Genomic DNA, 13,449 nt, shown 5'->3' with positions numbered 1-13,449 from the left:
ATCTCGATTGTGTGCGCAACGAGCGGCGGCGACCTCCTCCCGCCCGGATGAACCCGGCAGGCGAGCGCTAACCGGGCGTGACAGCGCAGGTCTCCCCGCGTCGCGGTTCCAGCAGCCCCCTGAAGGAATGACTCCGCACCGACACGTCGCCGCCGAGTTCGGCCTCTCGTCACCCAGCAGGGGTGATGCCGCGCTGCCCCTCTCGGTATCAGGGTAGGGGCGTGGTCCGGGGACGATCCTGCCCCACGGTCCTCAGTCCACCAGGCGCGCTGCGTGCCTGATGCTCTGGTTGGTCCAAGAATTTCACGATCCGCTGGATCTGGTTCGGCTTTTCTCGATGGCGTGGGGGTGGCTATGACTGTGAAGACTGAGGGCGGCAGATTGGCGAGCCCCGCCGCGCGGGCGTTCCGGAGAGATTCGAAGCGGGCCGGGACTCTCGGGCAGTTGAGCCATGCGGACCGGGTCGCCCTGGGGAAGGATGCCCGGAGCGTCACTCCGCGTGAGGCGCACGCGGAGTTCCAGCCCGGCGGGCCGCGGGATCCGGTGGGGCTGTTGCTGGAGCAGTCGAAGTCGCGGGTGCCGGAGCTGGTGCCGATCCGGCACGGGCGGATGCTGGTGTCGGCGTTCACGTTCTACCGGGGGGCTGCGCTGCCGATGGCGGCCGACCTGGCCACGACGCCCACGTCGGGGCTGCGGGTGCAGTTGTGCGGAGATGCGCATCTGTCCAATTTCGGCGCGTACGCCTCACCGGAGCGGAAGCTGGTCTTCGATGTCAACGACTTCGACGAGACGCTGCCCGGCCCGTTCGAATGGGACGTCAAGCGGCTGGGGGCGAGCCTGGCAGTGGCGGGACGGGACAACGGGTACCGAGGCAAGCACCGCCGCAAGATCGTCCTCGCGGCGGCGAAGGCGTACCGGAAGGCGATGCGCGAGTTCGCGGAGCAGACGTTCCTGGAGGTGTGGTACGCGCACCTGGACATCGAAGAGGCCATCGGGCAGTTCCGGTCTCAGATGAAGGCCAAAGGGTTCAAGGCCACGGAGAAGATGCTGGCCAAGGCCCACACCCGCGACAGCACCCAGGCGCTGCGCAAGCTGACCACGATGGACGAGGGCCGTCGGCGGATCATCAGCGACCCCCCGATGGTCGTCCCCGTCGAGGAGGTCTTCGCCGACGTGCAGGCCAGTGCGGTGTATGAGCAGATCCGCACAGTGGTGGGTAAGTACCGGCGCACCCTGCAGTCCGACCGGCGCCACATGCTCGAGCAGTTCACGCTGGTCCAGGCGGCCCGCAAGGTCGTCGGCGTGGGCAGCGTCGGCACCCGCGCCTGGATCGTGCTGATGGACAGTGGAGACGGAGTCGAACCGGTGTTCCTGCAGGCCAAGGAGGCACAGCCGTCGGTGCTGGCGGACTACTGCGGGCGCAGCCAGTACACCAATCAGGGCGAGCGCGTCGTCGCCGGACAGCACCTGATGCAGGCCGAAAGCGATATCTTCCTCGGCTGGACCCACACGCCAGGCCCGGACGGAGTGGACCGCGACTATTACGTCCGCCAGCTCAAGGATTGGAAGTTCTCCTTCCCGATCGAGCAGGCGGCCCCCTCGGGCATGGTGGTCTATGCCCGCGTGTGCGGATGGACCCTGGCCCGCGCTCACGCTCGCTCCGGCGACCGCGTCGCCCTGGCCGCCTACCTCGGCGGCTCGGACGCCTTCGACCAGGCAATCGCCGACTTCGCCGAAACCTACGCCGACCAGAACGAGCGCGACTACGCCGCGCTCCAGGGCGCTGTCGAAGACGGCAGAGCCGAAGCGACCACCGACATCTGAAAACCAAACCGGGCGGTCCAGCCCGGACGGCCGAGAAGGAAAGGGATACGCGCCATGGCAGAACCCGCCATCGATCCCGATGCTGAGCACGAAGCGTCCCTGAGGCGCAGGTACTTCATCCGGTTCGAGGAAGACACCCTGCGACAACGGCCGTTGTGGATCCGGCTGATCATCGAGTTTCTGGGCACCTTCGTACTGGTGACCGTGGCGGCCGGGTCGGGTGTGATCAACCACTACGTGGGCAACGAACCGATCAGCAGGACCGCGGCGGTGATCGCGCCCGGGGCGGTGGTGATGGCAATGATCTACGCCTGGGGCCCACTGTCGGGACTCCACATCAACCCCGCTGTGACCTTCGCCTTTGCCGGCCGCGGAGTGTTTCCCACCAAATGGGTGGTGCCGTACTGGCTGGTCCAGTTCGCCGGGGCCATCTGTGCCGCACTGTTCCTGGAGTTGATGTTCGGCGACGTCAGCACGGGCGGGAACTACCCGATCAACACTCCCGGCGGGGAGTGGAAGTCGTTCGTCATGGAAGCCGTCCTGACCGCGATCCTGGCCAGCATCATCCTCAACACTGCGACCGGGGGCCGCAGCATCGGCCACAATGCGGCTATCGCGGTCGGCTCGACGGTCGCCCTGCTCGGCTTGTTCGCCAGCCCGATCAGCGGCGCGTCCATGAACCCGGCCCGTACCCTCGGGCCCGACATCGTCGGCAACGACTACACAGGCTGGTGGGTCTATATCGCAGGCCCAGTGCTCGGGGCCGCCATCGCCGTGGCGATCATCGGAACCGTGCGCGGGCGGCCCGACAAGGACGAGCTCGCGGCCGCTGAGGGCGGTGCCCTGCCGATGACTGGCACCCCAACCCGAGACAGCCACTGAGCTGAGCAGAGAGCCCAACAGAGATCTGGCGTCCGGCCAGCGTCAGGAGCGTGTGTCGATGACGGCTGAACTGCCTGAGGGCCTCGCCGGCGAGGGACTCCGCAGCCTGGAAGTGCGCTGGATCTTCCCGGGCCGGCTGAAGACTGCAGTGATCGGATGGTTCGGGCGGTTCCCGATCGGGACGGAGTCACGCGAGGACAGCTACCTGCTGGATCCGCGGTTGCCTGGGCTTTCAGTGAAGGTCCGCGGGGGTAGGTCACTGGACGTCAAGATGTACCACGGGAGCCCGGGACTCCTGGAGGTGGCGGGCCGCGCCCGCGGACGCATGGAGTCCTGGCAGAAGTGGTCCTTTCCCGTCAGCCCGCCCGACCAGTACAGCGGCTGCCCGGCGGGCTGGCAGCCGCTACGCAAAAGGCGACGCATCAGCCATTTCTCACTGGCCGGAGGACACATCGTGGCGCGCGCCTCCGGGCTGGACCAGGAGCCGCAGTGCAACGTGGAACTTACCGAGGTCAGCACCATCGGCCAAGACTGGTGGACCCTGGGGTTCGAGGCGAGCGGTCCTGCCGATCTGCTTCGAAGCGCACTCGAGGCCACTGCCCAGCTCTTGTTCGACCGCCCCCTGCCCGGCGGTACTGAACCCGGTCTCGATGAATCCAAGTCCTACATGCTGTGGCTGTCCCAGCGGTCCGGCCCCAAGACCGAAGCCTTCGACGTACAGAGGTCGGTATCGGATTCGCTTCTGCCCGCTTCGGGTGAGGCGGACGAGCATCGATCAGAGGATTGATCAGATCGAAATAGCCCGCTCAGCGCGAGGCGCATCACATGTTCCTCCAGGTCGGCGACACGTCCTGCGAGCTTGCTGGTCTGGTCAGCTGACTCGACGACCTCATCGGACTTAGCCGAGGCCGGATCGTGCGATGACGTTGGTGATGCTGATCCGAACTGCGGTGAAGCCTGCCTGTACGAATGATTCAGCGAAGTCCTCTGCGGGTTGGGAGGGATAGTAGCGGTTGGCGATGCGTGCGCCGATGTGTTTGACCTGTTCTGGCTCGGCGGAGACCTGCGCCTCTCCTTCGATGGTGACGAAGCTGTACGGTTGCCGCTCATCGCTGACGCAGAGTGCGATTCGCCGGTCGCGGGCCAGGCTTTTGCCCTTGACGCTCCCAGGGGATAGGGCGAAGGCGAGTTCGTCGCCGTCGAGGATGAAGCAGATCGGGGTGATGTGGGGTCGCCCGTCGTGGCGGGTGAGAGCTATGTGGGCAAGCCTTGTTCCCGCTGTGAGGAAGGATCGCCATTCGTTGTCGGTCATTGTTGTCATTGGTGTGGTTCCTTTCGTTTCGATGTTGCGATTTCCCCGCTGACGGTGGCGCTGGGCGGTGTTCACCTTGTGCCGTGGTTCGGCAGCGCAGCGCCGGCGAAAGTGCCTGTTGGCAGGCGAAGAGAGCGATCCCGGTGAGCGCAGACGCCGTTCCCAGTCCGGTTCATCCGGCATGGTCGAGCAGGACAGTGCCGAGCAGAGGGCCGAGCACGGCGCCGATACTCCACATGGTGGAGGCGACCTCCATGTATCTGCCACGCGACCGCGGCCGACCCGGCTGGGCGGAACAGATCGGTCATCAACCCGACTCCGACGGCCGCCGCCCAGATCGCCTGCATGGTCTCCGCCGACCCCAGCAAGATCAGCGCGATGGCTGTTCCCAGGAATCCGACCAGCATGGTGTGGCGTCGGCCGATCCGGTGCCGCCAGCGCCCAGACCAGGTTTGCCGGCCCCCAGCGTGGCCGGGACGGTCGGGCCTGGTCAGTTCCGGCTGCCGATGTGACTGTGCCGTAGGTCGCCATACCCCTGACGCTAGGTTGGTCGACGCATCAAGAAAAGCGATCATTCCCGATCAAGACAATCGCCATGGCCTATCATATTGCTCATGGCGGATGTCGAGCTGCGCCTCCTGAGGACCATGGCTGCCATCGCCGAGGAAGGAACGTTCGGGCGAGCGGCGGCCCGGCTTGGCTACACCCAATCGTCGGTGAGCCAGCAGATAGCCGCGCTGGAGCGGGCCCTCGGTGGCGCCGTCTTTGACCGGCCCGGAGGTCCCAGGCCGGTACGGATCACTCCCCTTGGCGAGGTGGTCCTGGCCCACGGCCGCGATCTGCTCACGAAGGCGGAGGTCCTGGCCGACGCCGTCGATCGCTTCAGGGCGGGTAGCGGCCGGATCGACATCGGTACCTTCCAGAGCGTGTCCAACTTGATCCTGCCGGCCGTCGTACGCCGGCTGCTGGACGAGCACCCCGGCTGCGACATCAGGCTGTCCGACGTGGAACCGAAGGATCCGCAGATCGGAGATCTCGACCTGTTGTTCTACGACGGCCGGATCCAAGGCGACGTCGGGCACGTCAAGCTGCTCGACGAGCCTTACCTCCTGGTGGCCGGCGCCGGCGCATTCCCCGATGGTCCAGTACGGGTGAAGCTGCTCGACGATGCTCCGATGGTCGCCTGGCCTACCACCTATCACCAAACCTGGTTGGAGCGAGCGCTCGCCGGCGCGGGCGCACAGCCACGGATCGTGTTTCGAACCGTCGGCCACGAAACCATCTTGTCCATGGTGCGGGCGGGCATAGGCTCGGCGGTGCTGCCATGGCTCGCCCTGCACGGATCCGATGCCTGGTCCGACGACCGACTCAGCATCCACCAACTGCAACCATCACCCGCGCGCGAGTTGTACCTGTACTGGCCGGCCGGACGCACCCAATCGCCACTCGCGACCCGCGCCATCGACATCGCCGTCGAAGCCGCGCGCGAACTCACCAAGCAGGAGTCGGCCTAGGCGCCTGGCGGGCCGTTGCCTGCCCGGCCGTCGTGACCGCGATCTTCGCGATCGCATTCCACCTTGTCGGCTTCGCGAAGCCGCCACAACCGGTCTCGTGGACTTGGCAGCTGATCGCTAGGAGGCCGACCGGGCGGCGGCGCGTTCTGCTTGTGGCAGCCATCGTGCGGCCGCAATGAGGTTGCTGGCCTGGGTAGGAGAGAACAGGTACGTGTGCTCGCCGCCGCACTTTCCGTCGGATTCGCCGGGAGCCTTGATCCAGAGGAGTGCGGCGAGGTGCGGGCGGTGGGTGATCTGCGGCGGGGCACCGAGTGCCTGCCTCCGTGGGTTGCACCATTCATCGTCGCGCCCTGGGTCGTCCGGTGGTGGGCCGGAGCCGTTGCGGGAGGTGTCGATGATGAAGTCGCGGTCGCCGACCAGGTCGGACAGTTCGAGGCCCCAGCGGTAGCTGTCGGTGGTGGTTTGGCGGTTGGCGACGTTGACCGCGAATCCTTCGGCGTCGGCGATCCCGGACTGCAGGAGCCGCGTCGCGATCTCGCCGGGGGAGCGCCAGCGGGAGTGTCCGGCGTCGAGGTAGACCGAGTGTCCGGCGCTGGTCAATGCCTTGACCGCGCGGGCGAGGAGTTTGCCGCGGCCGGCGTTGTAGCAGTCGGCTGTGGCCGCGTCCGGTTCGAGCACGATCACCGAGGAGACCGCGCCGAGGGCGTCGACCAGGTCGCGGAGATATGCGTCGTACGCCGCCGCGTCGGGCGCGCCCTGTTTGAAGTCGGTGCAGCCGCGGTTGGGGATGTAGTAGGCCACGAAGACCGGGAGCTCCCCGCGATCCTTGGCGCGGGTGACCATGCGTGGCACCCCGGCCAGGTCACGGGGGCTGTTGATCCAGCGGGCTTGGGGGCGGCTGGTGATCGGATCCAGCCAGTCCGCGCCGTGCGCCTTCTGCCAACGGGTGGTGGCGGTGTTGGTGTCGACGTACAGGGTCGCGTCGTGGAAGGGGTGACGAAGGGGTGCGTACCGGATGTTCGGCGGGTCGGGGTGCAGGGAGGTGTCGGGCTGGCGGCCACACCCGACGCCGAGCGCCGCGATGGTCACCATTCCGGCGACCAGTCGGCGGTATCGGCCGGTCATGTCGGCGGCTTCCAGTGGTCGCTGACACGGTAGATCTGGACCCGGTCGGTACCAGCGCCGAAGGTCGCCACTGCGACGGCGTGCTTGCGTGCCTCCACCAGGGTCGGGTATTTCTGCGCCGCGTCGCCGGTGCGGTAGTACCAGTCGGGCACGACCAGGTAGTCGACGCGTCCGAGGTTGTCGCGGACCGCGGGGTCGCTGTCCAACTTGTAGATCATGATCGGCCGCGGGTTGAAGCCGTAGCGGTGGACGAGGTCGGTCCAGATGCTGTCGTGTACGACGATGACCTTGTTCCGCGGGACGTTGTCGGCCAGCCATGTGGTGGCTGAGTGCAGTGGCTGTTCTTGAGTGACGGTCATCATCGGCCGCAGGCGCGGAGCCCAGGACACAGTGGTGACGGTGACCAGGCCGAGCGTCAGCAATACGGCGACACCGACCCGCGCGCGATGCGCGGCGCCGCTCGCCGCTCGCAGCCATCCGGGTGGCACGAGGGTCGGGTTTCCGGCGATGGTGCTGACTGCGCCGGCGACCAGCAGCGCGCTCCACGGCAGCAGGTTGATGACGTGCATGAACGGTACGTAGCCGCCGCGGACCATGACCAGCCACTGGATGATCAGCACCAGCGCGACCGGTCGCAACCGCCGTACCAGCAACGCGACTGGGATCGCGGCCAGGCCTAGCAGCAGCAGCCACCGGTCGTATTGCAGCCAGCCGTGCAGTTGGTCGGCGGTCGCGCTGTCCGGGTCGAGCACCGAGCCGCTGGCGGCGCGGCCGGCAAGCTGCCAGATCGCCGTGCCAATCAGGCTGTTGTGTCCTGGTCCTGGCAGCAGCTCGCCCTTGAGCAGCGCGAACAGTGGATACAGACCCATCAGGAACGCACCGGCGAAGACGGAGGTGACCAGCACTTGGGGCCGGTTGCGCCGGTCCAGGTTCTGCAGCACCGCCCAGCCGAACGCCGGCAGCAGCACCAGTGCGGTTTCCTTGGTGAGTGCCGCCATGCCGAACGCCATCGCCGCGCCGACTGCGGCGCCGATGCTGCGCCGCGGCGAGTAGGTCAGCACGAACGCCAGCAGAAGCCAGGGCGTGACGAGGTTGTCGAGGAACGTCCACCGCCCGTAGACAAGCTCCAGCGGGCACAGCCCGAACAGCAGCGCGGCGCCGGTGGCCGCGATCCGGCCGAAGCCGAGCCGCCGGCCGAGCACGAACAGCAGGGCCATGCTGACCAGCTTTGCGATCAGCATGCACTCGTTGCCGAAGGCGATCGCCGAGTCGTACCGGTCGAAGCCGTTGGTGAGTCCTGACCATGCCGCGATCTGGATCCAGCCCGCCGGGGCGTGGTCGTAGAAGTAGGAGTACGGCGACAGTCGGTGCTCGTACTGCAGGGACCAGGCTTGCGACAGGTAGGTCCCGGGGTCGTCGACGTACCCAGGGAAGGTCGACATGCCGATGCCGTGCACTGCCCCGACAAGGGCAAGCAACGCCAACAGGATCACCAGGCTGATCAGGTGCCGCGCGATCCACGTCTGAGCGCCGCGCCGGATCTGGCGGCGCAGCGACGGCGCCCGGGCGTTTTCGGTGATGTCCGGGAGGTCCAGCGTCGCGTCGGTCATGCAGCCTCCGACGGCGCCAACACCCGGGCGTCGACGTGGCCGGGTGCCGTCAGGTGCGCGCCGGAGTGGGTGGTCTTCACCCAGTTGTTGCGCCCCCGCAGGTGCCGCAGCAGTGCCCACAGCCCGGCCACGGACAGCATGACCTGATACGGGTAGGCGCCGAGGGCTACTCCGAGGTAGTCGCGCAGCCGTACCTTCTGCTCGAAGGTCCGGCCGAACTGGTGCAGCATCTGCAGGTCCAGGGCGGTGGTGAGCAGCCCGAGCCCCAGTGGGATGGTGGCCAGCAGTGCCACCGCGACCGGGGACTTGTGGCCCACCGCGAGAGCCAGGGCGAACGGCGCGAAGACGATGGCGAAGGCCTGGAAGAACTGGAAACCCAGGACGTAGACGGCGAGCACCTTCTGCCACGGCCTGGGCAGTTCGAGCCACTCACCCTGGGTGAAGACCTGGATGAAGCCCTGCATCCAGCGCACCCGCTGCCGGACCAGGCCGCCCAGGGTGTCCGGTGTCTCCTCGCGGGTGACCATCTCGTCGATGTAGACCACGTCGACCGAGTATCCGAGCACCGAGGCGACGATGCCGATCTTGCAGTCTTCGGTGAGGCAGTCCTCGTCCCAGGAGGCGCCGTACCGCATGTGCAGTGCGTCGAGGAACCGGCGCCGGAAGAATACGGTGTTGCCGCCCAGCGGCATCACCTTGGCGGCGGCCTGCAGCTTGAGCCGGGACTGGAACCACTTGTAGTACTCCAGCACGTTGGCCGCGCGCCACCAGCCCGACGCGTTGGCCCGCAGCCAACGCCGAAGCCGTGGCAACCGGCCGGCGGGCAATGGCAGCTGGGCCGGGTGGGCGCTGAAGTTCATCAGCTGCACGCCGCACTGCACGATGCCCGCGCCGGTGTGACGGAAGCGGTAGTCGACCATGCGCAGCAGCCCAGCATGGAACAGGTCTTCGGCATCGGCGATGCCGATCCACTCATAGTCGATGCCCGTTTCCTCGAGCAGCCGGACCGCGGCATTGAGACCGATCGGCTTGTTGTGGACGTCGGTGTCCTCGGGGTACGCCGCCACCAGCACCCGATCCGGGTACTCGGCCGCCTTCGCGTGCGCGATCGCCGCAGTGCCCGGGTCGTCCGGATGATCGATGATCGGCATCACCCAGTAGTCCGGGTGGTCCAGGTTGGCCAATCGCTCCAGCGTGTGCCCGGCAACGGCCTCCTCGTGCCGCATCGGCACCAGGATCACCCCCGGCAGCTGAGGTGCGTCGGGGTCGCCGTACCGTCCCGGATCGTTGTTCTCCGGCCGCCACCACTTGTAGAGCTGGAACGCCAGCGTGGTCACCGCGACGAGCAGCATGAACAGCGACACCACGACAAGGAACGCGTCGACGAACACAACGGCCAAGGCCAGCATCGCTAGCACCGCGCCAACCAGTGCCGCCCTGGTCGCCGGCCGGGCCAAGCGGGAGGCGACGGGCGGAGTAGGCATGGAGGTCCTCGACTTGTGGTGGGTGAACGACCAGAACCGGTCAGTGCAGAAGTTCGCGACGGTCCCGGTGATAAGCAGCCCCCAATACGCCGGGGCGATGCCGACGACGGGGGCGAGGAACGGGAAGCCAACCAGGCTCAGCACCGCGCTGGCGCCCCGGGCGGTCTGGAAGCGCCACCAGCGGCCGTAGCGGCGGGCGGCACGATCGAACGTGTGCCGGCGCCAGGTGAGGAAGTCATGGGCCAGGAAGCTCAGCTGGAGGGTCAGCACGATCTGGATCGCGTTCGCCAGGTCAGCGCCGACACCCGCGCCGATCAGCATCGCCAACAGCGCGTGCCCGAGCACGGCGACGCCGCCGCCAATGAGCAGGAACAGCGAGACTTCGCGCTTGCGCACAAGCGCCCTTCGAGATCGCACAGGGGTCCTTCCTAGCTTCGCCCCAGGTAGCTTCCGGTGCCCCGGACTCCGGCTTCCATTCGACGATGTGAACGGGGTGACAGAGCGCGACTCGATGCCGCAACCAGCAAGCAGGCTGTGCGATGACACCGAGTGCAGTTCCCGACGCGGAGAGCTGCATTCATGTGCGCGATGAGGGACCGGCACGAGGACACGAGGACTCGGCGCGAATGATGGACCGGGTGACCAACGCGATCGTTTGACACCCGTGTCTGGTTCCGCTTCACGATTGCAGTAGCGAGGTACGGCCAGGACGCGGCGGTGGTCGGTTCCGACGGCGGGAGGCCCAACGGGCTGAAGATGTTTCCGGTCGCCGAACTGTCGCGGGACTCGTGCGGCGCTAACCTGCATGAGTGAGGAGTACCTAGGTTGTGGCCGACGGATCCGGCTGAGCTCGCATCCCAGCAGCACAGACTTGCACGGGAGACACCAGCGCTCTGGATGCCAGCGGCCAGCTACCTCGTGGGCGCCTGCTGGGTCTGCTTTCGTCGCGGGCTGTCAGGCCCCGGGGCTGCGGGCGATCCGCTGTGGGCCGCTGCGGTCGTCGTTGACGCTGGTCGCATTGTCGGGCAGCGGGTGGTCGGCGGCTACGCGTCAGGTCCGTACGTGCCTGGGATGCTGGCCCTGCGGCTCGGTCCGCAGTTCGAGGACGTCGTGCGGCGCCTTACGCCCTGGCCGGAGGTACTGCTCCTGGATGCGACCGGAGATGACCATCCGCGGCGGGCCGGGCTGGCATTGCACCTGGGGGCGGCGCTCGACTTGCCCACAGTGGGTGTGACACACCGCCCGTTGCTGGCCACCGGGGTGTGGCCCGCGGACGAGGCCGGCGCGACTTCACCGCTGACCATTGGCACCGACCAAGTCGCGACCTGGCTCCGAACCAGACCAGGAACTCGGCCACTGGTCGTGCACCCTGCCTGGCGGACCGATCTGGAGGTCAGCGTCCGGGTCGTCGAGGCATCACTCGCCGGGCGCCGGACCCCGGAGCCACTGAGGTCCGCCAGGCAGGCGGCCCGCCGTGCTCGCGCAGGGCAGTAGGCCTCGTCTTCTCAGCCGATGGCGCCGGCCAGCGCTTTCGAGCCGCCGACCACCGGGACCGTGAGCGAGCTGCGGGCCAGGTCGAGGGTCAGCTGCGTCCCGACCGGCGGCCGGATGGTGAAGTCGCGATCGCTGGAAACGACCATCACCGCCAGCCGGTTCCCGGCCGGTACGACGGTGTCCTTCGGCTGCATGTCGAAGTCCATCCGGTACATCCGGCCCGGCCTGATCGGGGTATCGGCCCGGTCGGAGTTGCGGTTGGCCGGGTCGATCCAGCCACGCGTGAGGATCGTGCCGTTGCCTGTCGGTGGATAGCTCACCAGCGCGGCGGTCAGATTCGCTCTTGACTTGCTGAACGCCAGTTGTAACGAGACCGTCGGCGTACCGCTGATGCGCAGGGGCTGCGTGAGTACCGGCGTTTGGTAGATCAGCCGCACGTTCGAGGTGGCAGTGTTGGCTGAGGTGAGCGCGGCGATCGACGCGTCATCGGTCAGGGTCTCTGTCGGGCTCCCCGGGACCGGTGGTGCGATTGTCAGTCCGCCGCGCGACGGGGCCCCTGGTGTGAGGTGCAGTGCGACCTCGCTCGAGGTGGGGTCTGGCCATTCGGCGTACGGGGTCGGGTTGGCAGTGCTACAGACAAGGCTCACGACAGTGCCGTCAGCGACCTTCTGGCCAGTTCCGGTGGCCACCGCCGATGCCAGTACCAGGTGGGTGGCGTCCGGGATGTCCGTGATCAGGCGCGTCGTGTTCGTGATCGTGCCGTCGGTGTTCGTCTGCGGGACCGTCAGCACGAAGCCGATCCCGAACGGGCTGGTGTCCGCAACAGCCAGCGTCACGGTGTTCGACTGATCGCCAGTCACAGTCGTCTGGCGCGGTGGACAGGACGCGGCCTCGCGGACGACCCATGAGCGAGGCAGCGACTCGACGCCGTTCTGTACGCCGTAGAGGTAGCGGGTGAACCAGTAGTTGATCAGCACGTCCGGCGGTGCTCCGCCATGACCACCCTGGTGGAAGTAGAACATGTGCGGCACGTCCCGCTTCTTGAGCGCCTCGTAGAACTGCGCCGCGTTCTTCGTCATGACATTGAAGTCGTTGTTGCCATGGGCAAGCAGAGTCGCGGCGTGGACGTTCTCGACGTCCTTCATGTAGTTGCGCTCCTGCCAGAACCCACTGCGGTTGCCGGTGGCTCGATCGATGTGCGCCTCGATGTAGTCGATCTCCGGCTGGCAGATCGTGCGCTGCCCGGCCTCGTCGACACGTGAGTACACGACGTCCGCCAGGACGTCGAGGTCCTCGCCCTGGAAGGCGTTGTTGTTGCCTGTCGGGTTGGACGAGGAGTGTGGCGCCCGCACCATGCCGTTGGCGCGGTAGTAGTCGTACCAGTCGGAGATGGCAGAGATCGGCACGATGGCGTCGAGCCCCTCGACGCCGGTCGTCGCCACGGCCTCCGGGATGGTCCCGTTGTAGGAAGTGCCGATCATGCCGACCTTGCCGGTCGTCCAGGACGCGGCCGCGGGCGTGCTCCCGCTGCGCGTCGTGTACGCCGGCACCCGGCCGTTGAGCCAGTCGATCACAGCTTTGGCGGCCAGTGTCTCGTTCGTACCACCCGAGGTCGGGCAACCGTCGGAGTAGCCGGTACCGGGCGACTCCGCGTGTACTACGGCGAAGCCGCGCGGCACCCAGGTCGACTCGTACCTGGTACTGATCGTGGGGCTGGTGTTGACCGCCGTCCAGAACGGTGTTGCCGGCCTCGACGACGGGGGTGCGCCGAGTTCGTGGTCGACGGCCCAGTTGCTGTAGTCCGGCGCCGTTCCCGCGTAGTACGGGCTGTCCTCGAAGACGACCGGCACCTTGAGGCCGTCCGTGAGAACCTCGGGCGGTGCGGTGAAATCGACGTGGATCCGGTCGAGCTTGCCGTCGTTGTCGCTGTCGAACGACGCCTGGACCCACACCTCACCGCTGTACCAGTCGGCGGGGTTGGCCGAGAACACGGCCTGCGCAAGGCCATTGACGAATGTCGGGACCGCAGGCGTCTCTGCCTCGGTCGTGACAGTGCGCGTCGCAAGCGCCGACGCAGGGCTCGCCGCTACCGCGGTCGCTAGGGCGGTCGCCGCGACGGCCGCCAGAAGTCGAGTTCTCATCGCTGCTCGCCCCTCTGCGTTCGTCCAACACGTCGAAACCTCTGCATCATGCGGCGACAGAGT

At 67.3% G+C, this 13,449-nt stretch carries 10 protein-coding genes; 5 read left to right on the top strand and 5 right to left on the bottom strand.

All coding sequences use genetic code 11. The annotated features are described in order from the left end of the window. Positions 1-354: 354 nt before the first annotated feature. The 3 genes from EV648_RS35905 to EV648_RS35895 are packed head-to-tail and all read left to right on the top strand — an operon-like array spanning position 355 to position 3,493. On the top strand, positions 355-1,824 hold the full coding sequence (locus EV648_RS35905; protein ID WP_132299824.1) for a DUF2252 domain-containing protein: 1,470 nt from the start codon (positions 355-357) through the stop codon (positions 1,822-1,824). A 54-nt stretch (positions 1,825-1,878) separates the two neighbouring features. Continuing rightward, positions 1,879-2,706 (top strand): MIP/aquaporin family protein, encoded by an 828-nt coding sequence (locus EV648_RS35900; protein ID WP_132299822.1) that lies wholly within the window; start codon positions 1,879-1,881, stop codon positions 2,704-2,706. Positions 2,707-2,764: 58 nt separating this feature from the next. Then, on the top strand, positions 2,765-3,493 hold the full coding sequence (locus EV648_RS35895) for a hypothetical protein (protein ID WP_132299820.1): 729 nt from the start codon (positions 2,765-2,767) through the stop codon (positions 3,491-3,493). Positions 3,494-3,604: 111 nt separating this feature from the next. Here EV648_RS35895 and EV648_RS35890 read toward each other — a convergent pair whose 3' ends face one another. After that, complete coding sequence (locus EV648_RS35890; RefSeq protein ID WP_241995932.1) at positions 3,605-4,027, bottom strand: PPOX class F420-dependent oxidoreductase; 423 nt, start codon at positions 4,025-4,027, stop codon at positions 3,605-3,607. Between the two features lie 605 nt (positions 4,028-4,632). On the opposite strand from EV648_RS35890, the gene EV648_RS35880 reads away from it, so the two are divergent. Then, positions 4,633-5,532 carry a LysR family transcriptional regulator gene (locus tag EV648_RS35880; protein ID WP_132299818.1) on the top strand — a complete coding sequence of 300 codons (900 nt, stop codon included), beginning with the start codon at positions 4,633-4,635 and terminating at the stop codon, positions 5,530-5,532. Positions 5,533-5,649: 117 nt separating this feature from the next. Here the strand turns inward: EV648_RS35880 and EV648_RS35875 are convergent, their stop codons facing one another. The 3 genes from EV648_RS35875 to EV648_RS35865 are packed head-to-tail and all read right to left on the bottom strand — an operon-like array spanning position 5,650 to position 10,147. Next, positions 5,650-6,657: a glycoside hydrolase family 6 protein gene (locus EV648_RS35875; protein ID WP_158294164.1), complete on the bottom strand. Its 1,008-nt coding sequence runs from the start codon at positions 6,655-6,657 to the stop codon at positions 5,650-5,652. Continuing rightward, positions 6,654-8,267, bottom strand: coding sequence for a glycosyltransferase family 39 protein (locus EV648_RS35870; RefSeq protein ID WP_132299816.1), 1,614 nt, complete (start codon positions 8,265-8,267; stop codon positions 6,654-6,656). The genes EV648_RS35875 and EV648_RS35870 overlap by 4 nt, the downstream gene beginning before the upstream one ends. Continuing rightward, on the bottom strand, positions 8,264-10,147 hold the full coding sequence (locus tag EV648_RS35865) for a glycosyltransferase (RefSeq protein WP_158294163.1): 1,884 nt from the start codon (positions 10,145-10,147) through the stop codon (positions 8,264-8,266). Before EV648_RS35865 ends, EV648_RS35870 begins: the two co-directional genes overlap by 4 nt. Positions 10,148-10,648: 501 nt before the next feature. Between EV648_RS35865 and EV648_RS35860 the strand changes: the two genes are divergently transcribed. After that, positions 10,649-11,245 carry an endonuclease V gene (locus tag EV648_RS35860; protein WP_132299812.1) on the top strand — a complete coding sequence of 199 codons (597 nt, stop codon included), beginning with the start codon at positions 10,649-10,651 and terminating at the stop codon, positions 11,243-11,245. An 11-nt stretch (positions 11,246-11,256) separates the two neighbouring features. Here EV648_RS35860 and EV648_RS35855 read toward each other — a convergent pair whose 3' ends face one another. Next, complete coding sequence (locus EV648_RS35855; protein ID WP_158294162.1) at positions 11,257-13,386, bottom strand: Xaa-Pro dipeptidyl-peptidase; 2,130 nt, start codon at positions 13,384-13,386, stop codon at positions 11,257-11,259. Positions 13,387-13,449 lie beyond the last annotated feature (63 nt).

Source organism: Kribbella sp. VKM Ac-2568, from assembly GCF_004345365.1.
Lineage (GTDB): Bacteria > Actinomycetota > Actinomycetes > Propionibacteriales > Kribbellaceae > Kribbella > Kribbella orskensis.
The sequence above is the reverse complement of the archived record's forward strand: the minus strand, read 5'-3'. Positions and strand labels throughout refer to the sequence as shown.